Genomic DNA, 25,743 nt, shown 5'->3' on the forward strand with positions numbered 1-25,743 from the left:
CACCGCTTTCACAAAAGTCGCGGATCATATCAGGTCATCTGAAGATCTGGTAGCTATCTCAGTTGACTCACATGAACCACATTAGATTGGCAGCTGCTCTGCAGGAACCGAAGACGCCGACTGTTCATTAGGTGCCGAGTTATGTTCAGCGTGCGTTCAACCCGCGGTTGCCCATGCCGGTCTGTGAACTGGGCAAATACTAAGCAGGGGCAAGGCGCGCCCGATGATCCGAGGATCGGTGCGCAATCTATGTATTCGCTATGTTTCAGGCTTCTCTCCAGCATTTCTATGAACCCTCATAGAAAGGAGCGTGCTGGGGGAGCGCCGGATACCGGGATAACCACCCCGCTCAGTCCCACTGCAACGGCAGCGACATGAGCGCGAACGTCTTCGATGGAAATGCGATCTGCGGCGAATAATCAGCCGGTAGGCCGAAGTCCGGGATCCTCCTGAGCCACTCTGCGACGACGACCGTCAGTTCCATCCGCGCGAGGTGGGAGCCCAGACAGCGATGTGGTCCGCCGCCGAAACCCCAGTGCCGGTGCAGCTTGCCGTCCATGACCAGCTCGTCGGTGGACGTCACATCGCTGCCGTCGCGGTTGACCGCGGCCATACACAGCCGGACCTGCGCACCTGGTGGCAGGGTCATGCCACCGACGTGGACGAATGTGGTGGTGATCCGGGGCGCCACCGGTGCCGCAGGCTCGAGCCGGACGATCTCCTCGACGAAATGTCGGGTCTGCCGCGGATCGTCACGGATCTGGGCACGCAACAGCGGCCTGCGGGCGAGTTCGAGCAGAGCGAAACCAATGGCCGCCGTCACTGTGTCCAGACCGGCGAGGATCAGCAGGTGACTCATGCCCAGCAGTTCGAGGTCGGTGAGGCCGGCCGGGTCGGTCATGATGTGGGACAACATGTCGGAGCCAGGATGTTGCCGGCGCTGTTGAATCGCGTCGCTGAGATAGCCGAACAGGTTGATCTGCCCCTTTTCCATCTCGGCCAGGGACAGGTAGGCCTGGTCGCCGGTGATGGCGTCTTTCCAGTTGATCAGCCGGTCCCGGTCCTCGAGGGGCAGCCCATAGAGGTCGAGAAACACCTGGAATGGGTAGAGACGTGCCAGCTCGGCCATCGCGTCGCAGCCACCGCGGTCGGCGAGCGCGCCGATCATGTCGGCTGCATGGCGGGCCAGCACGGGTAAGGATTTGCCCAGCGCGTGCGGGCTGAAATAGGGCTGCAGGATCTTGCGGTAGTGGGTGTGTTGCGGCGGGTCGAACGCGAGCGGGAGTACCGGGAGGGGATTGGTCGGCGGCTGCAGCACCCGCGACGAAAAGACCTCGGGATTGCGTAGCGCGGCCAGCACATCCTCGCGTCGAGTCAGGTAATAGTGGCCGTTCATGAAGACCACCGGGCCCGCCCCCCGCAGGACCCGCCAGCCCACCCCGCGATCCGCGGCCAGTGGCAGTGACGAGTATTCCAGCCTGGGCAGGTGGAAATCACCGGCGTGGTAGGCGTCCGGGGGGCTCACGCCGGGAAACCTACCAACGTGGTCGCGTGCGGGGGCGTCCGGCGAGCCGATGGCTAGGCTGACTTCCGATGAGGATTCGTCTCGAACAGTCGAAATGTGCCGGGCACGCACAGTGCTACGCGGTGGACCCCGAGCTGTTCCCGATCGACGAGGCCGGCTACTCGATCCTGCAGGAGCACCAGGTCGCCGCACGAGACGAGCAACTCGCCAGGGAAGGTGTCGACTCCTGCCCGGAAATGGCACTTGTGCTCGAGTCGGACTGAAACGCTCGCTACCCCTTTCGCCATTTTCCTGAACTGCGGTTTAACAACTAATTCGCGAAAATGAATATCTGGTGGACTGAACCGGGTGCCGCGGTGGTTGCCTCTATGTTTTCAGAGGGTTGCCGCAGCGTGGCCGCGACTGTGCAGAAACGACCCCCATTGTGTGCTGGCTAGGAGGGTGGTGTTCGACTTCGCGGCGTTGCCGCCTGAGATCAACTCGGGCCGGATCTACACCGGTCCAGGGTCAGGACCCCTGCTCGCCGCGGCCTCCGCGTGGGACAGTCTGGCCGTCGAATTGAGTTTGACTGCAACGGGTTACACATCTGTGGTGGCCGAACTGACCACCTCGCTGTGGATCGGACCGGCCGCGGAGTCGATGGTTGCGGCAGTGGGACCGTACGTGAGTTGGCTGAGTGCGTCAGCCGTCCGGGCCGAGGAAGCCGCCAACCATGCCCGCGCCGCCGCGGCCGCCTACGAAACCGCATTCTCGATGACGGTGCCGCCGCCGGTAATCGCGGCTAACCGGGTCCTATTGATGACGCTGGTCGCCACCAATGTATTCGGACAGAATTTCCCCGCCATCGCGGCCGCCGAAGCCGATTATCTGGAAATGTGGGCTCAGGACGCCACGGCAATGTACGGATATGCGGCCTCCGCAGCGCTTGCCACCGAATTGAGCCGGTTCGCCGCGCCTCCCCACACCACCGATGCGCACGACGGCGACACCGCCCCCGAGGCGGCGCACACGATTCCGCAGTTGCTGTCCCGCGCCGCAGTCCGGGATCTCGCGGTGGCACCGGCGGGCGCCTCTCCCTCGGACATCGTGCACATCGTCGACACACCGATCGGGTGGGCACCGATGCTGGGGTGGCTGCCCACGCCCGACAACAACTGGGCGGGGCTCTATCCCGGCATGTACAACGTGCTGCGGCAAACACTGCAGGCGTACTTCGGGGTGGGGTTGGGGAACTTCGGTTGGTCTATCGGGCAACAACTGTTCCCGGGCCTGGGCACCACCGCCGGAGCCGGGGGCGCCTGGTATCCGACACCGCAATTCGCCGCCCTGGGCGCCGGCGGGTGGCATTTTCACAGCGGCATAGGCGTCACGGCGGGCACCGCGTCCGCCGCGCACGTGGGCGGACTGTCGGTGCCGGCGAGCTGGGGCGCCGCGACCGGGAGTGCGCAGCAGACCGTGCCGAAGCTGACGAGCGCACACTTTGCCACCCCGGCGGCCCAGGTAAGCCCCGACAACGTGATGAACGCCGCGCTGCGCGGTGTTCCGCCGGGTGCGCGCAACGGCGAACGCGCAGGCCACCTCGGTGTCCGGTACGGGTTGCGGCACACCGTGTTGACCCGCCCACCCTCGGCCGGGTGACACCGGTCAACGCCACACGGACAAGTGAGGAGTCAGTACATGACAACGGATTTGGCTGCCCTGCCGCCCGAGATCACCTCGGCGATGATGTACTCCGGGCCGGGCGCGGCCTCCTGGTTGGCCGCCGCCTCGGCCTGGAACGCCCTGGCCGCCGAGTTGGCGTCGACGGCCCAGGGCTATGAGGCCGTGCTGGCCCTGCTTGCCGGCGAAGAGTGGCTGGGACCGGCCTCGGCGACCATGGTGCAAGCCGTACAACCCTTTGTGGATTGGACGACGGCTACCGCCGCCCGAGCCGAGCATGCCGCCGTCCAATCGCAGGCGGTGGCGGCAGCCTTCGAAGCCGCGTTCGCCGCGATCGTGCCACCGCCGCTGGTTGCGGCCAACCGCGCCGAGCTTGCGCAGGCACTGCAGACCAACATCTTCGGCATCAACAGCGGCGTCATCGCACAGTTGGAGGCCGGCTACGCACAGATGTGGGCCCAGAACGCTTCGACCATGTACACCTACGCCGGATCCGCGGCGGCGGCCAGCGACCTGTCGCGGTTCGACGCGGCTCCCGCCATCGCCGACCCGATCGGAACCAACTCTCAGGTGGCCGCGGTCGCCGCCGCACAGGCAACACCGGTGGCCTCGATCCAGGAGTCGCTGCAGAGCTTCTTCCATCAGATCACCAGCCGGTTGGGGTTGCTGTCCACGCCCAGTGGAGCGTCACAACTGGCCCAGGCGGCCGCGACCGACTATCCGATCCTCACCGAAATCTGGTTCCTGCTGACCGGGCAGACCACGCTGCCCAACAACCTGGGCACCTTCATGCAGGGTTATTCCAATTACGCGAGCTTCTTCTACAACACCGAGGGTCTGCCGTACTTCAGCGTGGGTATGGGCAACTTCGGCGTCCAGATCGCCAAATCAGCGGGTTGGCTGAACCCCCCCGCCGCGGCCGCGGCCGCACCAGCTGTCGCGGCGCCGCCGATCAGCGGGGCGTTGGGAACGGCCGGCGGCCAGGTGGCCGCCGGGTTGGGACAGGGCGCCCACATCGGGCACCTGGCGGTTCCGTCCTCGTGGCCCGGCGCATCAGCCGCCCCCACCGTGCGTCCGGCCGTACAGATGATCAGCGAGCCGATCATCGCGGGCGAAAGCGCGCAGAGCGGCAACGTGCTCAGCGGCATGCCCGTCGGCGGGGGCGGCAGCACGCGCGGGGCGGGCGCGGGGCCCCGTTACGGGTTCAAACCCACCGTGATGGCGCGCCCGATGCCCGCCGGATAGCCGCAGCCTTCGCGACGAGCTCGCGAGAATCGACCCCAGGATGCCGGAGCCGGCATGGTTCGCGGTCCGGCTCAACCACTTGATCTGCAGGAGCATCAGAATGTATCGGCGGCTTATCGCGGTGGCGCTGCTGGCGTTGCTCGGCGCGGGCGCGCCCGCACACGCTGACACCGTCGACGACAAATTCCTCGCCGAGTTGCGGTCCGAAGGCATCACCGACCACATTTCCAACTCACATGCGATCGAGGCCGCACACTTCGTCTGCGACAGGCTCGACAGCGGCATGTCGCCCAATGAGGTGGCCAGCGACGTGCTGAACAGCAGCAGCATGCCGGCTTTTCATGCCGGCTTCTTCGTCGGGGCGAGCATCGACGCATACTGCCCTCGGCACAAGGCCGAGTTGCCGGTGTCGTAGTCGTCGCGGCGGAGCAGCCCGGCACAACCCGGCGGTCCGAAGCTGGGAGGTTGCCATGGACTGGTGCGAGGTCAAGCCAAATCGGGTTAACCGCTGTTACTGTGTCGTTACACCAGGTGAATAAGGTTTACCGTCCAGTGAACAACTGCCAACGGGTAGCTTTTGAGGCGACCGGTGGCCGACGCAGTCATCTACTCTCTTGCAGAGAGCGGTTACTGAGAAGATTTGAGAGGAAAAAGCATGTCTTTCGTGACCACACAGCCGGAGGCGCTGACCTCGGCGGCCGGAAACCTGCAGGGTATCGGTACCGCGATGAGCGCGCAGAACGCGGCAGCGGCCGCCCCGACCACCGGGGTGGTTCCGGCGGCCGCCGACGAGGTATCGGCGTTGACCGCCGCCCAGTTCGCCGCGCACGCGCAGATGTACCAAGCCGTGAGCGCCCAGGCCGCAGCGATTCACGAGATGTTCGTGAACACTCTGGCCACCAGTTCGGGTTCGTATGCGGCCACCGAGGCCGCCAACGCAGCCGCCGCAGGCTGATCGAACTGGCAGACAGGCGGTGATTTCGGGGTTGAGCGGCTTGGTCGGAGGCCGTCACTTCGGATCACCTGCATTCGCCGTCGACTCGAACAGCGTGGTTCGGGTTCGACACCTTTCCGGCCGTGACGCAGCCCGGTGGCCGCCGGCTGACGGAAGAGGGGGTTCTCCGTAGTTTTTCCCGGTCGGCGGTTACGCCTGTAGCGCTGATCGGCCATCGCGTTGTAAATCCAGATCATTCACTAACAAGGAGACATCAAGTGGCAACTCGCTTCATGACCGACCCGCACGCAATGCGGGCCATGGCTGGCCGTTTCGAGACCCACGCCCAGACCGTCGAGGACGAGGCCCGTCGCATGTACGCGTCCTCGCAGAACATCGCGGGTGCGGGCTGGAGCGGTCTGGCCTCGGCCACCTCGCTGGACACCATGGGTCAGATGAACACCGCTTTCCGCAACATCGTGAACATGCTGCACGGGGTGCGCGACGGGTTGGTTCGCGACGCGAACAACTACGAGCAGCAAGAGCAGGCCTCCCAGCAGATCCTCAGCAGCTAGCCCGACCGACCCGACACAGAAGGAACACAGATATGACCATCAATTACCAGTTCGGCGACGTCGACGCCCACGGCGCGCTCATTCGCGCCCAGGCCGCCAACCTGGAGGCCGAGCACCAGGCCATCGTTCGCGATGTGTTGGCTGCCGGTGACTTCTGGGGCGGCGCCGGTTCGGTGGCTTGCCAGGAGTTCATCGCCCAGTTGGGCCGCAACTTCCAGGTGATCTACGAGCAGGCCAACACCCACGGCCAGAAGGTTCAGTCCGCCGGCAACAACATGGCGCAGACTGACAGCGCCGTCGGCTCCAGCTGGGCCTGATAACCAAAACTGCGGACGCGGCAGCACACCAGGTAAGTCGGTGTGCTGCCGTGTCCTGTAGTCATCACACAGAGTCAACGAGGTAGGGGATGGATCAACAGAGCACCCGCACGGACATCACTGTCAATGTCGACGGTTTCTGGATGCTGCAGGCACTGCTGGACATCCGGCACGTAGCACCGGAGTTGCGGTGCCGGCCGTATGTCTCCACCGACAACAACGATTGGCTCAACGAACATCCGGGCATGGCGGTCATGCGCGAGCAGGGCATCGTGGTGGGCGACACCGTCAACGAACAGGTGGCCGCGCGCATGAAGGTGCTTGCCGCGCCCGACCTCGAGGTCGTTGCGCTGCTGTCGCGGGGCAAGTTGCTCTACGGCGTCGTCGACGACGAGAATCAGCCCCCGGGCTCGCGTGAGATCCCCGACAACGAATTCCGGGTGGTACTGGCTCGCCGCGCCCAACACTGGGTGTCCGCGGTGCGGGTGGGCAACGACATCACCGTCGATGACGTCGTCGTCTCTGACAGCGCCTCGATTGCCGCGCTGGTGCTGGACGGGCTCGAATCCATCCACCACGCCGACCCGGCGGCGATCAATGCCGTCAACGTGCCCCTCGAGGAGATGCTCGAAGCCACCAAGTCGTGGCAGGAGTCGGGCTTCAACGTGTTCTCCGGCGGTGATCTGCGGCGCATGGGTATCAGCGCCTCCACCGTCGCCGCGCTAGGTCAGGCGCTGTCCGATCCCGCTGCTGAGGTCGCTGTGTATGCGCGCCAGTACCGGGACGACGCCAAAGGACCGAGCTCGTCGGTGCTGTCTTTGAAGGACGGTTCGGGCGGCCGCATCGCCCTCTACCAACAGGCCAGGACGGCCGGCTCCGGCGAGGCATGGCTGGCTATCTGCCCGGCCACCCCACAGTTGGTGCAGGTGGGAGTCAAGACCGTGCTGGACACGCTGCCGTACGGCGAATGGAAATCGCACAGCAGGGTTTAACAACGCCGTTACGAAACACGCAGTCAGACAACATTTTTCAACATAAAATGCGAGCGGGATGTCAACACGGCATACTGCTCTGGACGGGTTGCACCAGGAAAAGCAGCACGTCACCACAACTATCAGCGCGAGGCGAGGCACATGAACTTGGAGTCAGTCCAGCCGCAGCTCCACGGGAGCAGCGGAGCCACCGGCGCCTCGGTGACCACACCGAGCAAGCCCACCACGCAGCAAAAACCAGAAGTTAACTCATTCGCCACGGCGGGAGGTGCAGGACGATGACCGCAGTAGCTGACGCGCCACAGACTGACATCGAGGGTATTTCGTCGCCCAGGGCCGTCGTCGTCGGCATCATGGCTGGCGAGGGGGTGCAGATCGGGGTGTTGCTGGACGCCAACGCGCCGGTCTCGGTGATGACCGACCCGCTGCTCAAGGTGGTCAACAGTCGCCTGCGTGAACTCGGGGAGACCCCGCTGGAGGCGACCGGACGCGGCCGCTGGGCGCTGTGCCTGGTGGACGGCACGCCACTGCGCGCCACCCAGTCGCTGACCGAGCAGGACGTCTTCGACGGCGACCGGTTGTGGATCCGGTTCGTCGCGGACACCGAACACCGCTCGCAGGTCATCGAGCACATCTCCACCGCGGTCTCGTCCAACCTCAGCAAGCGCTTCGCCGCGATCGACCCGGTGATGGCCCTTCAGGTCGGCGCGTCCATGGTGGCCACCGGCGTGGTGCTGGCCTCCGGCGTGCTGGGCTGGTGGCGGTGGCACCACAACAGCTGGCTGACCACGATCTTCGCCGCAATCGTCGGCGTCCTGGTGCTGGTAGTGGCCGGCATGCTGCTGATGCGCGCCAAGACCGACGCCGACCGCCGCGTCGCGGACATCCTGCTGATGAGCGGACTGGTCCCGGTCACGGTGGCGGCTGCCGCGGCACCACCCGGACCGGTCGGTTCGCCGCACGCCGTGCTGGGCTTCGGCGTCCTCGCCGTCGGTGCGGCGCTGGCATTGCGGTTCACCGGTCGCCGGCTGGCGATCTACACCGCGATCGTGACCATCAGCGCGCTCGCCACCCTGGCCAGCCTGTCCCGGATGGTCGCCAACACCAGCGCGGTCACCCTGCTGGCCTGCCTGCTGCTGGCCAGCGTCCTGCTGTACCACGCCGCCCCGGCACTGTCCCGGCGACTGGCCGGCATTCGGCTGCCGGTGTTCCCGTCGGCGACCAGCCGGTGGGTGTTCGAGGCCCGGCCCGACCTGCCCACGACCGTGGTGCGCTCGGAGGGCGGCCCGCCCACCCTGGAAGGACCGGCCTCGGTACGCGATGTGTTGCTGCAGGCCGAGCGGGCTCGGTCGTTCCTGAGCGGTCTGCTGATCGGGCTGGGCGTCCTGGTGGTCGTCACTCTCTCCGCGCTGTGCAACCCGCACACCCACGAGCGGTGGCTGCCGCTGATCCTCGCGGGATTCACCGCCGGGTTCCTGGTGCTGCGTGGCCGCTCGTACGTCGACCGCTGGCAGGCCATTACGCTGGCCGCCACCGGTGTGCTGATCATCGCCGTGGTGGCGGTGCGCTACGCCCTGGTGCTCTCGTCGCCGCTGTCGGTGTCGATCGCGGCCGCGGTGCTGGTGGCCCTGCCGACCGCGGGCCTCACCGCTGCCGCGGTGGTGCCCAACACCGTCTACAGTCCGCTGTTCCGCAAGTTCGTGGAATGGATCGAATACCTCTGCCTGATGCCGATCTTCCCGCTGGCATTGTGGTTGATGAACGTCTATGCAGCGATCCGCTACCGGTAGCACGTGGTCGTGGCGGGGTCGTGCGAGCAGCGCGACCCTGGCCGCGATGCTGCTCACCGGTGGTGCGCTGGCCGGCATGCCGCCCGCGTACGCAATCACTCCGCCGCAGATCGACCCGGGTGCGCTGCCACCGGACAGCCCGCCCGGGCCGATCGCCGCGACGAAGCAGAATTCCTACTGCACCGAGGTAGGGGTGCTGCCCGGCACCGACTTCAAGGTGCAGCCGAAGTACATGGACATGCTGAATCTCACCGAGGCGTGGCGTTTCGGGCGTGGTGAAGGCATCAAGGTCGCCGTCATCGACACCGGCGTGACCCCGCATCCCCGGTTGCCGCGGCTGATTCCGGGTGGCGACTACGTAATGGCCGGCGGTGACGGCTTATCCGACTGTGACGCCCACGGCACCCTGGTGGCCTCGATGATCGGCGGCGCCCCCGCCAACGGCGCCTCGCCACCACCGGCCTCGCCACGGCGGCCCATCACCATTCCCACCCAGGAAAAACCGCCGCCACCGCAGACCGTGACCTTGTCGCCGCTGCCGGCGCCGACCATCACCATGATCCCCGCTCCAGCGCCCCCGCCGTCCGAAGGGGCGCCACCGGGGGCACCGCCGGGACCGGGCCAGGCGCCGTCAGCCAACCGGGGCGGCGGCACGGTGACCATCCCGGGGTACGGCGGCGGTGCAAAGATCCGTCCCGTCGATCACCCGCGGCCGCTGGCACCGACGACGACCTCGTCGTCGCCGTCGACGTCGCCCACTACTACCTCGTCTACCTCGTCGTCGTCGTCCGCTTCCACCTCGACGGCACCGCCGACCTCCGCGCCGGGGTCACCCACGCCGACGGCCGCTCCACCGCCCCCGTCGCCGACCGGACCTCCGCCGGACGCGTTCAGCGGAATCGCGCCGGAGGTCGAGATCATCTCGATCCGCCAGTCCAGCCAGGCATTCGGTCTCAAGGACGCCTACACCGGCGACGAGGACCCGCAGACCGCGGCGAAGATCGACAACGTTCAGACGATGGCCCGCGCGATCGTCCATGCTGCGAACATGGGTGCTCAGATCATCAACATCTCCGATGTGACCTGCATGAGCGCCCGCAACGTCATCGACCAGCGGGCGCTGGGGGCCGCGGTGCACTACGCCGCGGTCGACAAGAACGCGCTGATCATCGCCGCGGCCGGAGACAGCAGCAAGAAGGACTGTAAGCAGAACACCATCTTCGACCCGTTGTCGCCCAACGACCCGCGTGCCTGGAACTCCGTCACCACGGTCGTGACGCCGTCCTGGTTCAGCGACTTCGTCCTCACCGTCGGCGCGGTCGACACGAGTGGTCAGCCGTTGTCGCAGATGAGCATCGCCGGACCGTGGGTGTCGATCTCCGCGCCGGGTACCGACGTGATGGGGCTTTCACCCCGCGACGACGGTCTGATCAACGCGATCGACGGTCCGGACAACACTTTGCTGACGCCGGCGGGCACCAGCTTCGCGACCGCGATCGTGTCGGGGGTGGCCGCCCTGGTGCGCGCCAAATACCCGGAGTTGTCGGCTTACCAGGTGATGCAACGCCTGATCCACACGGCCCGTCCGCCCGCCCGGGGGGTGGACAACCAGGTCGGCTACGGTGTCGTCGACCCGGTCGCGGCATTGACATGGGATGTTCCTCAAGGACCGCCGCAGGCACCCAAACAACTTTCGGCGCCGCTATCGCTGCCGAAAGCCCCCCCGCCGCGCAACATGGCGCCGGTGTGGGTGGCCAGCGGAGGCTTGGCTGCGGCACTACTGATAGGCGGAGCAGTGTTCGGTACAGCGACATTGATGCGACGATCGCGGAAACAACGATGAAGGCGCAGCGCAAATTCGGGCTGTCGTTGACCTGGCCGCGGTTGACCGCAGTGTTCCTGGCCGTCGTGCTCATCTTGGTGCTCGCCAGTCACGCGCCGCAGTCGTGGCAGGGCGACAGCCGGGTGGCGTGGTGGGTGGGCGTCGGCCTCGCGGTGATCGTGACGCTGCTGTCGATCGTCACCTACCACGGCATCACCGTGACCTCGGGTGTGGCGAACTGGCTGTGGGACTGGTCCGCCGACCCCGGCGCCGCCCTGGGGGCGGGCTGCACCCCGGCGACCGATTTCAAGCGCCGCTTCGGCCGTGACACGGTGGGCGTGCGCGAGTACCGGGGCCAGTTGGTCAGTGTGCTCGAGATCGATGCCGACGGCGGCAATCACCCGGGCCTTCATCATCACCGCGCGACTGCGGGCTCGCCCGTCCTGCCGGTGGCGGCGGTCGCAAATGGCTTGCGCCAGTTCGATATTCATCTGGACGGCATCGACATCGTCTCGGTGGAGGTGCGGGGCGGCGCCGAAGCTGCCCGCGCGTCGGCCTCCCTGGAGGAGTGGGGCCCGGACGGGTGGGGCTCGAACGAGGCGGGGACCGAGCGGCGCGGCGCCGACCGACGGCGCACCTGGCTGGTGTTGCGGATGAACCCGCAGCGCAACGTGGCTGCCGTGGTATGCCGCGATTCCCTGGCGGCAACCCTGGTCGCGGCCACCGAGCGACTGGTGCAGGACCTGGACGGACAGAGTTGCGCAGCGCGCCCGCTGACCGCCGATGAACTGGCCGAAGTGGACAGCGCGGTCTTGGCCGACCTGGAACCCACCTGGAGCCGGCCGGGATGGCGGCACCTAAAACACTTCAACGGCTTTGTGACCAGTTTCTGGGTGACGCCGTCCGACATCGACACTGAGACGCTGGACGCACTCTGGCTGTCGGCGGCGCCGGAAGTAGGCGCTACGGTGGTTACTGTGCGACTGACTACCCGGGGCGGCCGGCCCCATCTCGCGGCATGGGTGCGCTATCACAGTGAAGCCCGGTTGCCGAGGGATCTGACCACAGGACTCAACCGGCTCACCGGTCGGCAGTTGGCGGCGGTGCGGGCCAGCCTGCCGGCGCCGTCGACGCGGGCACAGCTGGTGGTCCCGAGCCGCGAACTCAGAGACCACGACGAACTGGAATTGCCAATGGGTCACGACGCGGAGCACGTGACCAGCTCAGCAGCACAATGACGCGAGCGCAGTCTGCCGCTGAAGATGCCCGCAATGCCATGGTCGCGGGGTTGCTGGCGTCGGGCATCTCGGTCAACGGACTGCAGCCCAGCCACAACCCGACGGTGGCAGCGCAGATGTTCACCACCGCCACCCAACTCGACGCCGGCATGTGTGATGCCTGGTTGGCGCGCATCCTGGCCGGTGACCAGAGCATCGAGGTGCTGGCCGGCGCCTGGGCGGCGGTAAGGACATTCGGCTGGGAGACCCGCCGCCTCGGTGTCACCGACCTGCAGTTCCGGCCCGAGGTTTCCGACGGGCTGTTCCTGCGGCTCGCCGTCACCAGCGTCGATTCCCTGGCCTGCGCCTACGCCGCCGTACTGGCCGAGAACAAGCGGTACAAGGAAGCGGCTGCCCTGCTCGACGCCACCGAACCCCGCCATCCCTTCGATAGCGAACTGGTCGGCTATGTGCGGGGGGTGCTCTATTTCCGCACCAAACGGTGGCCTGAGGTGCTGGTGCAGTTCCCCGAGGCCACCCAGTGGCGGCACCCGGAGCTGAAGGCGGCCGGCGCTGCAATGGCCACCACGGCGCTGGCGTCGCTCGGCGTCTTCGAGGAGGCCTTCCGGCGCGGGCAGGAAGCCATCGAGGGGGACCGGGTACCGGGGGCCGCGAACATCGCCCTCTACACCCAGGGCATGTGCCTGCGGCACGTCGGTCGCGAAGATGAGGCCGTCGAACTGCTGCGCCGCGTGTATTCCCGCGACGCGAAATTCACCCCGGCCCGAGAGGCTCTGGACAACCCCAACTTCCGGCTGGTGCTGACCGATCCGGAGACCATCGAGGCCCGCACCGACCCGTGGGATCCGGACAGCGCGCCGTCGCGTGCGCAGGCCGAAGCCGCCCGGCACGCCGAGGAGGCCGCCCGGTACCTGGCCGAAGGCGACGCCGAGCTGAACGCGATGCTCGGCATGGAGCAGGCCAAGAAGGAAATCAAGCTCATTAAGTCGACCACCAAGGTGAATCTGGCGCGCGCCAAGATGGGGCTGCCGGTTCCGGTGACCTCGCGTCACACCCTGCTGCTCGGGCCGCCCGGCACCGGCAAGACATCGGTGGCGCGGGCCTTCAGCAAGCAGCTGTGCGGGTTGACGGTGTTGCGCAAGCCGGTGGTGGTGGAGACCAGCCGGACCAAACTGCTGGGTCGTTACATGGCCGACGCGGAGAAGAACTGCGAGGAGATGCTCGAAGGGGCACTCGGCGGCGCCGTGTTCTTCGACGAGATGCACACCCTGCACGAAAAGGGTTACTCGCAGGGCGACCCTTACGGCAACGCCATCATCAACACCCTGCTGCTCTACATGGAGAATCACCGCGACGAGCTGGTGGTGTTCGGGGCCGGCTACGCCAAGGCGATGGAGAAGATGCTGGAGGTGAACCAGGGCCTCCGGCGGCGCTTTTCGACGGTGATCGAGTTCTTCAGCTACACCCCGGACGAGCTGGTGGCGTTGACCGTCCTGATGGGCCGGGAGAACGAGGACGTCATCACCGAGGAGGAGGCTTCGATTCTGTTGCCCTCCTACACCAAGTTCTACCTCGACGAGACCTACTCCGAGGACGGCGACCTGATCCGGGGCATCGACATGCTCGGCAACGCCGGATTTGTGCGCAACGTGGTCGAGAAGGCCCGTGACCACCGCAGTTTCCGGCTCGACGACGAGGATCTGGACGCGGTTCTTAACAGTGACCTGACCGATTTCAGCGAAGCGCAGCTGCGACGGTTCCGCGAATTGACGCGCGACGACCTCGCCGAAGGTCTCAGCGCGGCCGTCGCGGAAGAGAAGCGCAACAAGTGACCGGCGACATCTGCAGCTAACCTCTGGGCGCAGACGCCAGGGACAGCTACCGCGCTGACTCGGCGCCGGCCCGGATCGGACCCGGTGCCCGCCGCAGCGCGGCCCGGACCCGCTCGATTCGCCGAAACCGCCCGCTATCGGTGGGGCACGGCGCGCCGGAATATGGATTGTGCGCAACTGCCCGCCGCGGCCGCCACAGCCCGCTACGCTGTGTGAAATTTCGCGCTGGGACGGAAGGATTCGGCACGCCCGGCAAACTCGGACGGCGGCGTCATCCCGGCCTGGGCCACCACAGCGGTGCTTTGCTGCCGCGACAGTGACGGGAGGTGGGGCCGCACTGATCTGTCGAATGCTGATTCCCCGTCGATGACCATTCCCCGATCCGGTCGCGGCGTCCGCAGTCTCCCGTTGGCGCGAGTACCCGACACACGGTGCGCAGCGAGTCGCACGCGCTATCGATCATCACCCGAAGCGGGCGGCGTCCGTAGCTGGGTCGGACCATTCTCAACAAGGAGAAAGTCCGATGCCCCATCCTGTGCCGCGAATGATGCCGAAAGTTCGTTGTGCAGCAACGCCTTTCGCTAATATTCAGCAAGTCCGAGGGTGGTGACGGCAATGGATTACGGAGCGTTGCCACCCGAGATCAATTCCCTGCGCATGTACACCGGACCGGGTTCGGCACCGATGCTGGCCGCCGCCGCGGCCTGGGATCGGCTGGCAGCTGAACTTCGTGCCACCGCGGCCGGCTACGAGACGGCGATCTCGGTGCTGACCGGCGACGGCTGGCGGGGTCCGGCGGCGGCAGCCATGCAGGACGCGGTCATCCCGTACCTGACCTGGATGAGCCTCACCGGGCTGCAGGCCGAGCAGGCCGGCGCTCAGGCGGCGGCGGCCGCGGGCGCGTTCGAATCGGCATTTGCCGCAACCGTGCCGCCCGCGGTCGTCACGGCCAATCGCCAGCAGTTGGCGGTGCTGGTCGCGACCAATCTGCTCGGTCAGAACACGCCCGCGATCGCCGCTGTCGAGGCCGCGTACGGCGAGATGTGGGCCCAGGACGCGGCGGCCATGTACGGCTACGCCGTCGGGTCCGCGCTGGCGGCCACGCTGAGCTCGTTCACCCACCCGGCGCCCACCACCAACCCGGCCGGGCAGGCCCGGCAGGGCGAGGCCGTCACCCAGGCCGCCGCCAGTGCCGGAGCCAACCTCACGCAGACCGAGCTGCCGCAACTGATGTCGTCGGTGCCGTCGACGCTGCAAGGCCTCGCTGCACCGACGGCAGCGGCAACGGCCGAAGCCTTCCCCGGTGAGGATCTGCTGGTCAACCTGTTGAACTTCCTGGACGGAGCCGATGGGAACCCGTACGGCACCTTCCTGAACTCCAGCCTGGCGAACGGATTCATCTCAGCCGGGTATGTCAGCCCCGCGATCGTGGCCCCCGCGGCGTTTGCCGGCCTGGCCGACATCAACGCGGTGGTGCTGGGTGCAACGGAGTCCGACGTGCCAGGCATGGGCTCCGGTGAGGGCAACGCGTCCCCGATTCCATCGCGGTCGCCGGCCAACCCCGCCAACCTGCCCCCGCTGCAGGACGCCGCCGACGTCTCGTTTGCCCGGGGCGGCGTGACGGCTGGCACGAACCAGTCGGCGTTGGTCGGACGTTTGTCGGTGCCCCAGACCTGGACAGCGGCGAGCGCGGTGGCCAATTACGCCGGTACCGCGGCGCCGGGCGGGGGTTGGACCAGCAACGCAGTGGTCCCAGCGGCGGCGGCCGGTCTGCCCGGCGCACCGGGGATGCCGCTACTCGGCATGTCCGGCAACAACTTCGGCAGTCCGCCGCGCTACGGATTCCGGCCGACGATCATGGGACGCCCACCGGCCGCTGGATGACAGGGGGGAGACAACCGCGATATCGCTGATCGGTTCCGCAACACCGGCGGTTACCGACGGACGGTCGGTTTGAAGGAGGTGCTGGCATTGGATTTTGGAGCCCTCCCCCCTGAAGTCAATTCGCTGCGCATGCACACCGGGCCGGGCTCGGCGCCCATGCTGGCCGCCATGACGGCCTGGGATGCGGTGGCCGACGAGCTGCGGTTGACCGCGACGGCGTACGAATCGGTGTTGTCCACATTGGTCGACGACGGCTGGCTGGGTCCGGCATCGACCGCCATGATGACCGCGGTCGCTCCGTTCCTGGACTGGCTGCGCGGCACCGGCGCGCAGGCCGAAGAGACGGCCAGTCACGCCGCAGCAGCTGCGGCGGCCTTCGAGGCCGCGTACTCGATGACGGTTCCCCCCGCCGTGGTCGCCGCGAACCGGGCACGACTGCTCGCGCTGGTGGCCACCAACTTTCTGGGTATCAACACCGCCGCGATTGCGGCCACCGAAGCCGAGTACGCCGAGATGTGGGTTCAGGACGCGACGGCGATGTACACCTACGCCGCCAGCGCGGCTGAGGCTGCCGCGCTGACACAGTTCGGCGAGCCGGCGCAGACCACCGACCCGTCCGGTCCGGCCCACCAAGCCGCCGCGGTCGCGCGGGCGATGGCATCGGTACCGGCCACCCTGCAGGATCTCGCCGCGCCGGCGGCGGCCTCTCCGTTTGACGCACTTCCGCAGACAGGTCTGCTCGTCGATGTCCTGAACTTCCTGGATGGCAACGACGGCAACGCCGTCGGGGTCTTCTTGAACTCTTCCCTGTTCAACGGCGTCGTCTCCGCCGGATATACGGCGCCGGCACTGATCGTGCCCACGGTGACCGATGCCGTCGCCGACGTCAACGGGGTGGTCGAAGGGGCGGAGCCAGAGATCGCCGGCGCCGGTTCGGCCGAGGCCGCCGCGATGACGGCAACGACCGCGCCGTCCGGCGTGGGGGGAGTCGCCGCCGGCAGCACTCAGGCGTCCCTGGTGGGCCGCCTGTCTGTTCCGCCGAGCTGGGCGGCCGCCGTCGATGTAGCGAAGCCGTTCGGCGCAGTACCCGGCGCGGGCAGCACGGCGGCCGTTCCGGCATCCGCCGCGGGCGCACCCGGGATGCCCGCACTGCCTGCCGCCAACGCGTGCGCACGGAGTTGGGGCAACGGCCCCCGCTACGGTTCCCGATTGACAATCATGCCGCGACCGGTGGCTGCGGGATAACGCCGCCCAAAGAAAGTCCCGGCAATTCCCGCCTTTCGAATATCGGAATTCGAATTCGACGGGACGTCTGAGTTGACTCTGGTCGTCGCGAGTGCCATTATTGCCACTGCATGCACCTCGCTAGGTGAGGCGTCTGCACGGACACAGGCCACTGACCTCGAACGTCGAAAGACGCCCAGGGTCAGGACAGCTCTTCCCGGCTTAAGGGTTGAGCCCAAGTGGCTTCCAGCATTACTGCTGGATACGCCGTGTGGTGCCGAAGCTCTGTCGAGAGGGGTGCTGTGATCTGGTGGGCCGTCGTGCCCGCTGGACTCTCATCCCATGCGTCGTGCACCCGGCATCCCCGCATGCCACGGCCCTGAGGAGGTGAGAGCGGAATGAGTCCCGACGACAGTCCGTATTCGAAATCGACGACCATTTCGTTTCGATCCGACCCGGGCACCGGCATCGCCGCCTGAATCGCATTTCTGATAGCCGCAAACGGCGCTCGCTGATATCGCGAAGCGCGTATTAATTGCGCGCGGAAAAAGGCGTGGAATTGCGTTCTTGGCGACCCGGGTTTCGTGCCCCAGCAGGGGTGAACTCAAGGGGGACCACCGATGACCGCCGCACTGGACTTTGCCGCTCTGCCACCCGAAGTCAACTCCGCGCGCATGTACGCCGGCGCCGGTGCCGCGCCGATGCTGGCTGCAGCTTCGGCATGGAACGGGTTGGCCGCCGAGCTGCGCGCCACCGCGCTGACCTACGAAGCTGTGCTGTCCGCGCTGGCCGGTGACGAATGGTTCGGGCCCGCGGCGGCCTCGATGGCTGCCGCCGCCACGCCGTACGTGGTGTGGCTCAACGCCACCGCCGTGCAGGCCAAGCAGACCGGGGCGCAGGCCGAGGCCGCGGTGACCGCCTACGCGACGGCATTCGCCGCGACAGTGCCACCGCCACTCGTCGCGGCCAACCGCACCCAGTTGGCCGCACTGGTTGCGACGAACATCCTGGGCCAGAACACCCCGGCGATCGCGGCGACCGAAGCCGCGTACCTGGAGATGTGGGCCCAGGATGCCGCCGCGATGTACGGCTACGCCGGCGCCTCGGCGGCAGCCACCGAGCTGGACCAGTTCGTCGCGCCGCAGCAGATCACCAGCCCCAGCGGTCTCACGGCCCAGGCGGCCGCGGTCAGTCAGGCGGCCGACACGTCCGCTCTCGGCCAGCACAGCGCTCTGTCGCAGCTGATGTCCGCCGTGCCGAGCGCACTGCAGGGGCTTTCCGGTGCCGACGGCGGCAGCGGCCTGGCCGACCTCGCGACCACCGCGCTCACCGGTTCCGGGACGTCGAGCTGGTCGGAGTTCATGGCCGCATGGGGCCCCAACGCGAACGTGTGGAACACGATCACCTCCACCGGTTTGTTCACCCCGGGCGCCACGATAGGAACCCTCTCCAGCTTGTTCGGCAGCGCAGCGATGACCGACGTGGCCGACGCCGCGCAGGTGCTGGTACCGAGCGCGGGCGGGGGCGCCGTGCCGCTGGAAACGCGCGGTCTCACCGCCCTCGGATCTGGCAGTTCCGGCGTGGTCGGCAAACTGTCCGTGCCCCCGGCCTGGGCTGCGGCCACCCCACCGCCCGGCGCCCTGCACTCCGCGCTCGGTGGCACCCCGATGGTCGCGCCGCCGCCGTCCGGCACGCCCGGTATGCCGGGGGTGCCGCTGGGCAACCTCGCGGGTCAACCCTTCGGCCGGGCTGTCCCGCAATACGGGTTCCGCCCCACGGTCGTGGCCCGCTCGCCCGCGGCCGGATAGCACGCGCAGCCACCTGACCAGGCAAAACAGCGCTCTCAGCGAACCGTCAGGTACGAGGCAGCCGGGTAGCAGGCATCAGGACGTACCGTGTGCCCTCGTGATGCGTACGTTTTTCCTCGAGTCAGAGAGAGCCTGCCGGGCGGTGTCCCCGGGTCGGACCGGCGGTGCCGCCGGGCCCCACCGCCGAAGACGGCCGAGCTTCGTCGACTCGACCTGACCCACTGCTTTCGCGGGCGGCGCACATGCTGCTGCTTCGCGCATCCATTTCAGTGAATTGCAAAGTTCGCCGACGGTATTCACAATGCCCGGCGCCATTGTTTTGAAATATTCAGATGATAACTTGTCAACCTATTGTGCATGGCTACGCCGTTGACCTTGGAGTTTGCTGTTAGTATTTCGGCAATTTGCTGTATCACAGCAGTCACGACGGTAGTGCGATAAGTTATTTACATTGCGCTTACCTACCGGGAACGTTGCGAAAATATGCCGCAACGAACATTCATCATATCGAGCGGGGGCTGGAGAAATGCGATTCGATTCTGGTAGAGCACATGGTCGGCAACTCAACAAAACCACGCGAAGGATCACTACTGGCGGATAAGGGGCGTATACGCGCATGGATTATGGGGCACTTCCGCCAGAGGTCAACTCTGGGCGCATGTATACCGGTCCCGGCGCGGGGCCGATGTTGGCAGCGGCAGCGGCATGGGACGCCTTGGGGGCCGAATTGTATTCGACCGCAGTCGCTTACGCGTCCGCGATCGAGGGACTGGTAGCGGGCTCGTGGCAGGGACCGACCGCAATGACGATGGCCGCCGCGGCCGGTCCGTACGTGTCCTGGATCTCAGCCACCGCAGCTCGCGCCGATGAGGCGGCCGCACTGGCCAAGGCGGCGGCGATCGCTTACGAAACCGCTTTTGTGGCAACGGTTCCGCCGCCGGTGATCGCTGCGAATCGGGCGCAGCTGCTGGCGCTGATCGCCACCAACATCCTGGGCCAGAACACAGCGGCTATCGCAGCCACGGAAGCCCAGTACCTGGAGATGTGGGCTCAGGATGCCGTGGCGATGTATGCCTACGCCGGCTCCTCGGCGGCCGCGACACAGCTCACCCCGTTCACCGAACCACCGCCGACCACGACCGCCTCGGGCGCAGCCGCGCCGGCGGCCGCCCAGCTGCTCGCATCTGTCCCGAATGCGTTGCAGGGCATGACATCAACTCTTGCGGCTGCACCGACGACGGGCTCGACCTCGTTGTTGCCCGGACTCGCCTTGCCGCAACTGGCATCCGTGTCGTTGCCGTCGGGCCTGGCGACCGAGGTGGCGAACTGGAACACCACCCTGGCAGCCCTGACCGGACCGTTCTCGTTGCAGGGCTGGTCGTCGATCCCGGGCGGCCCGTTCCTGTCGTTCGGACAGGTTTATGCCTACGCACAGAACGGGCAGGGGCTGCAGGCATTCGCTACCCCCGCACCACCGGTGACCGGCGCACTGGCCCCGATCGCCGAGTCGCTCACCCCTCATCTGACTTCGTCCGGGGGAGCGGCGACGGCGACTATGGGCCGCGCTGCACTGGTGGGCACCCTGTCGGTGCCCCAGGGCTGGACGGTGGCGGCTCCGGCCGTCCGGACAGTTGCCGCGACACTGTCCACCAATGTGGCCGCCGTACCGGCTGCCACGTCCGCCGGGGAGGCCGGTGTTTTCGGCCAGATGGCGCTGTCCAGCCTGGCCGGGCGGGCCCTCGGTGCCACCGCCACGGGTGCCGGTGGCGGCAGCAGTTCGCTGGGCGGTGTCGTCACCGCGGCCGACCCGGCCGCAGCGATGATCTTCGTGCTTCCACCGCTCGAGGATGCCTAGTCCAGGTAGGGGGAGAAAGAGTGTTCTACGCAGCGTTTCCGCCGGAGGTCAACTCGGGCCGGATGTACAGCGGGGCGGGATCGGGGCCGCTGCTGGCCGCCGCCGCGGCCTGGAACGGGCTGGCCAGCGAGCTACACGCCACCGCCGCGTCCTATGCCGCACTGATCGCCGGCCTGACCAGCGCACCCTGGGTGGGACCCTCGGCCCAGGCGATGACCGCGGCAGCGACACCGTACGTGGCCTGGATGAGCGAGACCGCTGCACAGGCCGCCCAGGCCGCCAGCCAGGCCAACGCCGCGGTCGCCGCCTACGAGACGGCGTTCGGCGGGCACGTACCACCGGCGCAGATCGCGGCCAACCGCAGCCAGTTGGCGTCGTTGGTGGCCACGAACATCGTCGGACAGAACTCCGCCGCAATCGCGGCTCTGGAAGCCCAGTACGGCGAAATGTGGACACAAGACGCCGTCGCGATGGACAGTTACGCCGCCTCATCGGCAGCCGCAAGCGAGGTGACGCCGTTCACCGAACCTCCCCACGTGGTCAACGCGCTCACCCAGACGATTCTGTCAACGGCGCAACCGCTCTCGCAGCCGCTGCAGACCCTGGCGAACTTGAGCACCGACTACACCGCCACCGTGACCGGACTGCTCAACGGACTGTTCGGGTCCAGCGGCGCATCGACGTTCACCGCCCTGTATTCCGCGGTCAAGGTCCCCCTCGGTTTCACCACCCAGTTCAACGACATCGGGCTGTTGATCAACCTCCCCGCATCGCAGTTCCTCAAGTTCGCCGCGAAGCCGACGTCCGCGCTCGGCGGGCTGCCCAAGGACGCACTGGGCGGGGGACTCACCCCGCACTGGGGTCACGGCTGGCTGACCAGCGCGGTGTCGCCAACTCCCACAGCGCATTTGGGTCGAGGCACGCTGGTCGGTGCGCTCACCGTGCCACCGAGTTGGACCGCCAACACCCCGGCCATCCGGACTGTCGCCGCAGCGTTGTCGGCAGCCGGCAACGAAGCGGTGCCCGCGGCCGAACTCGGGCAGGGCGGCCTGTTGAGTTCGATGTCATCAGCGGGCATGGCCGGCAGCGCACTCGGTGCCGGTGCCCCCGGCTCGGTGACCGGTGCGCGAAGCCGCCTCACCCCGGTCAAAGACCTGAAGGATCTCAGGTCACCGGAGCTGCTCAAGCGGATGGTTGCGCAGATATCGGACCGGCCCGACAGCGTGCAGCACCACACCGTCGACCAGCAGGGCCTGGACAGCCTGCTCGAACAGTTGGCGAAGAAACCCGGCATCCATGCCGTGCACCTCACCAATGGCGACAAACCCCAGGTTGTTCCGGCGGATGCCCATTTGGGCTGAGGGAGAGGAAATTCTGCATGTTCAGATGGCTGCTGACGCTGACCTGCGCGGGTGTCATGATCGGTTGCGCCGCACCGGCGAACGGCGATCCGGGCAATGGGCCGGATGCCGCCGACGCAGGTTTTCTGGCCGCGTTGCGCACCGCTGACATCGGTTACAGCAACTCCGATCAGGCCATCGGGTCGGCCCGGGCCGTGTGTACCTGTCTGGACAACGGCGAATCTGGTTTCGAGTTGGTGAACGACATCAAAAAGCGCAATGCGGGATTTACGTTGGACGCCGCCGCCGAATTCGCGGTCATTTCAGCGAAATTCTACTGTCCACAGCAACTGGCCAAGAGCTGACAGCTACCGACGCTGCAAATGTATTAGCTGCCGACCGTATCCGGTCGCTCTTTCATTCACGCCGTACGACATCGATCGTCGTACGATTTCCTGATCTGTGTGAACTTTCCCGAATATATTCGGCACCCGGGTGCTCGGGTTAAACCCGAGGTCACCCGAGGAACCACGCACATCGGGATTTCTAGTGAGTTCTGTATGAGTCCGGCAGGACTCGCCGACGGGACCCTGGTGGCGTGACTACCATGGCGGCGACAGAGGGACCGGAGGGGAAGAGATGGACTTCGGGGCGCTGCCACCAGAATTCAACTCTGGACGAATGTACACGGGGGCGGGATCCGGGCCGATGCTGGCCGCTGCGGCGGCCTGGGACGCATTGGCCGCAGAGTTGCATTACACCGCGGCGTCGTACCGATCGACGATCGACGGTTTGGCCGTCGGCTCCTGGCACGGTCCGGCGGCGATGTCGATGTCGGCAGCGGCGACACCGTATATGGCCTGGATGGCCGCCACCGCGACACAGGCGGAACAGGCGGGCACCCAGGCGAAGCTTGCCGCCGCGGCCTACGAGACAGCGTTCGCGGCGACGGTGCCGCCACCGGTGATCGAGGCCAACCGCGCATTGCTGATGACCCTGGTGGCTACCAACATTCTCGGACAGAACACAGCCGCCATCGCAGCCACCGAAGCGCAGTATATGGAGATGTGGGCGCAGGACGCCGCCGCCATGTACGCCTATGCGGCGTCCTCAGCGGCCGCGACCGTGCTGACTCCGTTCGAGCCGCCGCCCGAGACCACCAACGTGGCGGGGACGGCCGATCAAGCGGCGGCAGTCACGCAAGCCGCGGGCACCGCAGCCGCCACGGACATTCAGTCGCAGCTGTCGCAGCTGTTGAATCTCTTCCCGAACATGCTGCAGGGTTTGGCCACCACCACGGCCGCCGCCCCGGCGGCGACGACACCGGTCGGCAACGTCATCGAAGCCCTCTACCCGTACGCCGCAGCTATCCGCCCCTTCTTTGCTGCCGTCACCGGCGCATACAGCCCGATCATTCCTTTCGTCCTCGGTGGCGGCTGGTGGTTGTTCGGCCTGCAGATCCTCGGTCTGTCGCAGAACGCACCCGGGGTGGCGTCCCTGTTGAACAGCGGCGGCAAGCCGCTGGCCGGTCTGTCGCCGCTACGAGCCGGGTACGTGGCGTCCGCTGCGCCGGCGGGCGGGGTGGCCGGCGCGATGGGGAACTCCACGCTGGTCGGGTCGTTGTCGGTGCCGCAAGGCTGGGTGACCGAGGCGCCGGTGCTCCGGGCTATGACGTCCGTGCTGCCGGGGGCGACTCCGGAAGCACTCGCCGCGGTCCCGGCGGCGGCCGAAGGCGGCCTGTTCGGCGAGATGGCGATGGCCAGCCTGGCCGGACGCGCCCTGGCCGGGGCCACCGTGCGCACCGTCGGCAGCGGCACCGCGGGCGCCAGCGGCGGCGTGGCCGCGGCCGAAGACGTCGCGACCACGGCGACCATCATCGTGATACCGGCGGACTGAGAGAGGCGGGACTGATGAGTTTCGCGGTACGACCACCGGAGATCATCTCCGCGATGATGTATGCCGGACCGGGCGCGGGTCCGATGATCGCCGCAGCCACGGCCTGGGACACCTTGGCCACCGAACTGCAGGCCACGGCATCCTCCTACGGTCTGGTCGTCGACGGCCTGGCCAACGAAACCTGGACCGGGCCCTCGGCGGCCGCGATGGCCGCAGCGGCCGCACCCTACGTGAGCTGGATGTCGGCCACCGCCGCGCAGGCCAAGGAGGCGGGCGACCAGGCCAAGGCGGCAGTGAGCGCGTATGAGACGGCCTTCGCTGCGGTGGTACCGCCGGCGGAGATCGCGCTCAACCGCAGCCAGCTGGCGCTGCTGCTGGCCACCAACATATTCGGGCAGAACACCGCGGCGATCGCTGCCCTCGAAGCCCAGTATGCGGAAATGTGGGCGCAGGACATCGCGGCGATGTTCGGCTACGCCACGGCGTCCGCGGCCGCCGCCAGGCTGACGCCCTACACCGAACCACCGCAGGTCACCAACGTGGCCGGGCTGGGCACTCAACAGAGCGCCGTCGGGCAGGCCGGCGCTTTGGCCGCGGGCACCAGGGCAGCCACCGCGGCAGCGACTGCCGCACCGACGGCGGCACCGGTCTTCCCGTTCGACGTCGTGCTACAGGCGTTGCAGGCCCTCGGCGGGGCCAGCACCTCCTACATGCAGGCCATGGGTGAGGTGCTCAACGCGCTGGGCGGTACCCCGCTGGCCGGCCCGACCTGGGAGCTGACTTTCGGGATCTTCGCCGACATCGGCCGGTTCAGCACCGTGGCCAACGACATCATGAGCGTGCCCAACCTGGGCATGACGGAGTTCAAACTGTTCTGGAAGCCGCCGCTCGAGGAGATCCCGAAGTCCGCGCTGGGAGCCGGGTTGGGGATGTCGCCGACGGCAGGTCTGACCAACGCGGTGTCGGCGGGTACCGGTGAAGCCAACGTGGTGGGCAAATTGTCGGTGCCACCGAGTTGGGCGTCGGCTACCCCTGCGATCCGGATGGTCTCCAATGCATTGCCGGCCACCAGCATGGCCGCGGCTCCGGCGGCAGCGATCCCCGCCGACCTGATCAACCAAATGGCCTTGGGAAGTCTCACCGGCGGGGCAGCCGGCACCGTCGGCGCCCAAGTGTTGAGCGGCAGCGGTGCCCGCGCCCGCGCCAACGGCGGGAAAGGCCCGGTCGAGCCGGTGAAGCTGGACAGTGTGATCGCGAAACTGCAGCAGGAACCGGAAGCGGTCCAACACTGGAACGTCGACAAGGCCGGGCTGGACGGCCTGCTCGAGAAACTGTCGAAGAAACCCGGCATCCATGCGGTGCACGTGTCCAGCGGCGATAAGCCGAAAATCATGCTGCCCGATGCGCAGTAGGGTTCGGCGATGATCCGCCTGCGAGTACTGGCAGCCGCGGTGGGTGCGGTCGCGATGCTCGGTCTCGCGGTCCCCGCGCACGGCGACCCCGGCGGTGATGACGCCGCGTTTCTGTCCGCGCTGGCCAACGCCGGCATCACGGTCCCCAACCCAGGTCAGGCGATTGCCTCCGCGCAGGCCGTATGCGGGTTGATGCGCAACGGCGAAACAGGTCTGCAGGTGCTGACCGACGTGAAGAACCAAAATCCCGCATTGACCCTGGACGGGGCGGCATTGTTCACCGCGATCGCGTCGAACACGTACTGCCCCGAGCACCTGGGGCAACCCGAGGGTGGTTATTTCTGATCTGACCGCCCGGCGAGGGCCCGTTAGCCTGTCCTCCACCTGGTGTTAAC

General features: G+C 67.2%; 22 protein-coding genes and 1 riboswitch. Of the genes, 21 read left to right on the forward strand and 1 reads right to left on the reverse strand.

From position 1 onward, the window contains the following. Positions 1-349: 349 nt before the first annotated feature. Positions 350-1,525 (reverse strand): cytochrome P450, encoded by a 1,176-nt coding sequence (locus AC5Y6Y_RS19140; RefSeq protein WP_463825401.1) that lies wholly within the window; start codon positions 1,523-1,525, stop codon positions 350-352. Positions 1,526-1,593: 68 nt separating this feature from the next. Here AC5Y6Y_RS19140 and AC5Y6Y_RS19145 point away from each other — a divergent pair, with 68 nt between their 5' ends. The 21 genes from AC5Y6Y_RS19145 to AC5Y6Y_RS19245 all read left to right on the forward strand — a co-directional run bounded on the left by AC5Y6Y_RS19145 (position 1,594) and on the right by AC5Y6Y_RS19245 (position 25,693). Further along, positions 1,594-1,788, forward strand: coding sequence for a ferredoxin (locus AC5Y6Y_RS19145; RefSeq protein ID WP_499918898.1), 195 nt, complete (start codon positions 1,594-1,596; stop codon positions 1,786-1,788). A 181-nt stretch (positions 1,789-1,969) separates the two neighbouring features. Continuing rightward, positions 1,970-3,163, forward strand: coding sequence for a PPE family protein (locus AC5Y6Y_RS19150; protein ID WP_463825403.1), 1,194 nt, complete (start codon positions 1,970-1,972; stop codon positions 3,161-3,163). A gap of 39 nt (positions 3,164-3,202) precedes the next feature. Continuing rightward, a complete protein-coding gene (locus tag AC5Y6Y_RS19155) occupies positions 3,203-4,429 on the forward strand; it encodes a PPE family protein, SVP subgroup (RefSeq protein ID WP_499918900.1) in 1,227 nt (408 codons plus the stop codon). A gap of 100 nt (positions 4,430-4,529) precedes the next feature. Continuing rightward, a complete protein-coding gene (locus AC5Y6Y_RS19160; protein ID WP_463825406.1) occupies positions 4,530-4,844 on the forward strand; it encodes a DUF732 domain-containing protein in 315 nt (104 codons plus the stop codon). Positions 4,845-5,084: 240 nt separating this feature from the next. After that, entirely contained in the window at positions 5,085-5,384 is a 300-nt protein-coding gene (locus tag AC5Y6Y_RS19165) for a PE family protein (RefSeq protein ID WP_463825407.1), read from the forward strand. Between the two features lie 257 nt (positions 5,385-5,641). Further along, positions 5,642-5,938, forward strand: a complete 297-nt coding sequence (locus tag AC5Y6Y_RS19170) for a WXG100 family type VII secretion target (protein WP_463824769.1) — start codon at positions 5,642-5,644, stop codon at positions 5,936-5,938. A gap of 32 nt (positions 5,939-5,970) precedes the next feature. Beyond that, positions 5,971-6,255 carry a WXG100 family type VII secretion target gene (locus AC5Y6Y_RS19175; RefSeq protein ID WP_463824768.1) on the forward strand — a complete coding sequence of 95 codons (285 nt, stop codon included), beginning with the start codon at positions 5,971-5,973 and terminating at the stop codon, positions 6,253-6,255. Positions 6,256-6,344: 89 nt separating this feature from the next. Then, the gene (locus AC5Y6Y_RS19180; RefSeq protein ID WP_463825408.1) at positions 6,345-7,247 is read left to right on the forward strand and encodes an ESX secretion-associated protein EspG; all 903 of its coding nucleotides are present in this window, start codon (positions 6,345-6,347) and stop codon (positions 7,245-7,247) included. Positions 7,248-7,525: 278 nt separating this feature from the next. Beyond that, positions 7,526-9,037: a type VII secretion integral membrane protein EccD gene (eccD, locus tag AC5Y6Y_RS19185; protein ID WP_463825409.1), complete on the forward strand. Its 1,512-nt coding sequence runs from the start codon at positions 7,526-7,528 to the stop codon at positions 9,035-9,037. Beyond that, positions 9,015-10,880 carry a type VII secretion-associated serine protease mycosin gene (gene mycP, locus AC5Y6Y_RS19190; RefSeq protein WP_499918903.1) on the forward strand — a complete coding sequence of 622 codons (1,866 nt, stop codon included), beginning with the start codon at positions 9,015-9,017 and terminating at the stop codon, positions 10,878-10,880. Before eccD ends, mycP begins: the two co-directional genes overlap by 23 nt. Next, positions 10,877-12,097, forward strand: a complete 1,221-nt coding sequence (eccE, locus tag AC5Y6Y_RS19195) for a type VII secretion protein EccE (RefSeq protein ID WP_499918905.1) — start codon at positions 10,877-10,879, stop codon at positions 12,095-12,097. The genes mycP and eccE overlap by 4 nt, the downstream gene beginning before the upstream one ends. Next, a complete protein-coding gene (gene eccA / locus AC5Y6Y_RS19200) occupies positions 12,094-13,929 on the forward strand; it encodes a type VII secretion AAA-ATPase EccA (RefSeq protein WP_499918907.1) in 1,836 nt (611 codons plus the stop codon). Before eccE ends, eccA begins: the two co-directional genes overlap by 4 nt. A gap of 615 nt (positions 13,930-14,544) precedes the next feature. Next, positions 14,545-15,813 carry a PPE family protein gene (locus AC5Y6Y_RS19205; protein ID WP_499918908.1) on the forward strand — a complete coding sequence of 423 codons (1,269 nt, stop codon included), beginning with the start codon at positions 14,545-14,547 and terminating at the stop codon, positions 15,811-15,813. Positions 15,814-15,900: 87 nt separating this feature from the next. After that, complete coding sequence (locus tag AC5Y6Y_RS19210; RefSeq protein ID WP_499918910.1) at positions 15,901-17,058, forward strand: PPE family protein; 1,158 nt, start codon at positions 15,901-15,903, stop codon at positions 17,056-17,058. A gap of 109 nt (positions 17,059-17,167) precedes the next feature. Then, positions 17,168-17,341: riboswitch (M-box (ykoK) riboswitch) on the forward strand. 316 nt (positions 17,342-17,657) lie between these two features. Beyond that, positions 17,658-18,845: a PPE family protein gene (locus AC5Y6Y_RS19215; protein ID WP_499918912.1), complete on the forward strand. Its 1,188-nt coding sequence runs from the start codon at positions 17,658-17,660 to the stop codon at positions 18,843-18,845. 616 nt (positions 18,846-19,461) lie between these two features. Beyond that, positions 19,462-20,700 carry a PPE family protein gene (locus AC5Y6Y_RS19220; RefSeq protein WP_499918913.1) on the forward strand — a complete coding sequence of 413 codons (1,239 nt, stop codon included), beginning with the start codon at positions 19,462-19,464 and terminating at the stop codon, positions 20,698-20,700. 20 nt (positions 20,701-20,720) lie between these two features. Next, the gene (locus tag AC5Y6Y_RS19225; protein WP_499918915.1) at positions 20,721-22,061 is read left to right on the forward strand and encodes a PPE family protein; all 1,341 of its coding nucleotides are present in this window, start codon (positions 20,721-20,723) and stop codon (positions 22,059-22,061) included. Between the two features lie 17 nt (positions 22,062-22,078). Beyond that, positions 22,079-22,405 (forward strand): DUF732 domain-containing protein, encoded by a 327-nt coding sequence (locus AC5Y6Y_RS19230; RefSeq protein ID WP_499918916.1) that lies wholly within the window; start codon positions 22,079-22,081, stop codon positions 22,403-22,405. A gap of 274 nt (positions 22,406-22,679) precedes the next feature. Then, entirely contained in the window at positions 22,680-23,936 is a 1,257-nt protein-coding gene (locus AC5Y6Y_RS19235; protein ID WP_499918918.1) for a PPE family protein, read from the forward strand. 14 nt (positions 23,937-23,950) lie between these two features. Then, positions 23,951-25,348, forward strand: a complete 1,398-nt coding sequence (locus AC5Y6Y_RS19240) for a PPE family protein (RefSeq protein ID WP_463825419.1) — start codon at positions 23,951-23,953, stop codon at positions 25,346-25,348. Positions 25,349-25,357: 9 nt separating this feature from the next. Next, positions 25,358-25,693, forward strand: coding sequence for a DUF732 domain-containing protein (locus tag AC5Y6Y_RS19245; protein WP_463825420.1), 336 nt, complete (start codon positions 25,358-25,360; stop codon positions 25,691-25,693). The last annotated feature ends 50 nt before the right edge of the window (positions 25,694-25,743 follow it).

This window comes from Mycobacterium sp. NGS24, from assembly GCF_059813065.1.

Excerpts from the sequence above, each read along its gene's own strand:
- AC5Y6Y_RS19145 (WP_499918898.1), top strand. The coding sequence starts at position 1,594 with ATGAGGATTCGTCTCGAACAGTCGAAATGTGCCGGGCACGCACAGTGC.
- AC5Y6Y_RS19155 (WP_499918900.1), top strand. The coding sequence starts at position 3,203 with ATGACAACGGATTTGGCTGCCCTGCCGCCCGAGATCACCTCGGCGATG.
- AC5Y6Y_RS19160 (WP_463825406.1), top strand. The coding sequence starts at position 4,530 with ATGTATCGGCGGCTTATCGCGGTGGCGCTGCTGGCGTTGCTCGGCGCG.
- AC5Y6Y_RS19165 (WP_463825407.1), top strand. The coding sequence starts at position 5,085 with ATGTCTTTCGTGACCACACAGCCGGAGGCGCTGACCTCGGCGGCCGGA.
- AC5Y6Y_RS19175 (WP_463824768.1), top strand. The coding sequence starts at position 5,971 with ATGACCATCAATTACCAGTTCGGCGACGTCGACGCCCACGGCGCGCTC.
- AC5Y6Y_RS19180 (WP_463825408.1), top strand. The coding sequence starts at position 6,345 with ATGGATCAACAGAGCACCCGCACGGACATCACTGTCAATGTCGACGGT.
- eccD (WP_463825409.1), top strand. The coding sequence starts at position 7,526 with ATGACCGCAGTAGCTGACGCGCCACAGACTGACATCGAGGGTATTTCG.
- mycP (WP_499918903.1), top strand. The coding sequence starts at position 9,015 with ATGCAGCGATCCGCTACCGGTAGCACGTGGTCGTGGCGGGGTCGTGCG.
- eccE (WP_499918905.1), top strand. The coding sequence starts at position 10,877 with ATGAAGGCGCAGCGCAAATTCGGGCTGTCGTTGACCTGGCCGCGGTTG.
- eccA (WP_499918907.1), top strand. The coding sequence starts at position 12,094 with ATGACGCGAGCGCAGTCTGCCGCTGAAGATGCCCGCAATGCCATGGTC.
- AC5Y6Y_RS19205 (WP_499918908.1), top strand. The coding sequence starts at position 14,545 with ATGGATTACGGAGCGTTGCCACCCGAGATCAATTCCCTGCGCATGTAC.
- AC5Y6Y_RS19215 (WP_499918912.1), top strand. The coding sequence starts at position 17,658 with ATGACCGCCGCACTGGACTTTGCCGCTCTGCCACCCGAAGTCAACTCC.
- AC5Y6Y_RS19220 (WP_499918913.1), top strand. The coding sequence starts at position 19,462 with ATGGATTATGGGGCACTTCCGCCAGAGGTCAACTCTGGGCGCATGTAT.
- AC5Y6Y_RS19230 (WP_499918916.1), top strand. The coding sequence starts at position 22,079 with ATGTTCAGATGGCTGCTGACGCTGACCTGCGCGGGTGTCATGATCGGT.
- AC5Y6Y_RS19235 (WP_499918918.1), top strand. The coding sequence starts at position 22,680 with ATGGACTTCGGGGCGCTGCCACCAGAATTCAACTCTGGACGAATGTAC.
- AC5Y6Y_RS19240 (WP_463825419.1), top strand. The coding sequence starts at position 23,951 with ATGAGTTTCGCGGTACGACCACCGGAGATCATCTCCGCGATGATGTAT.
- AC5Y6Y_RS19245 (WP_463825420.1), top strand. The coding sequence starts at position 25,358 with ATGATCCGCCTGCGAGTACTGGCAGCCGCGGTGGGTGCGGTCGCGATG.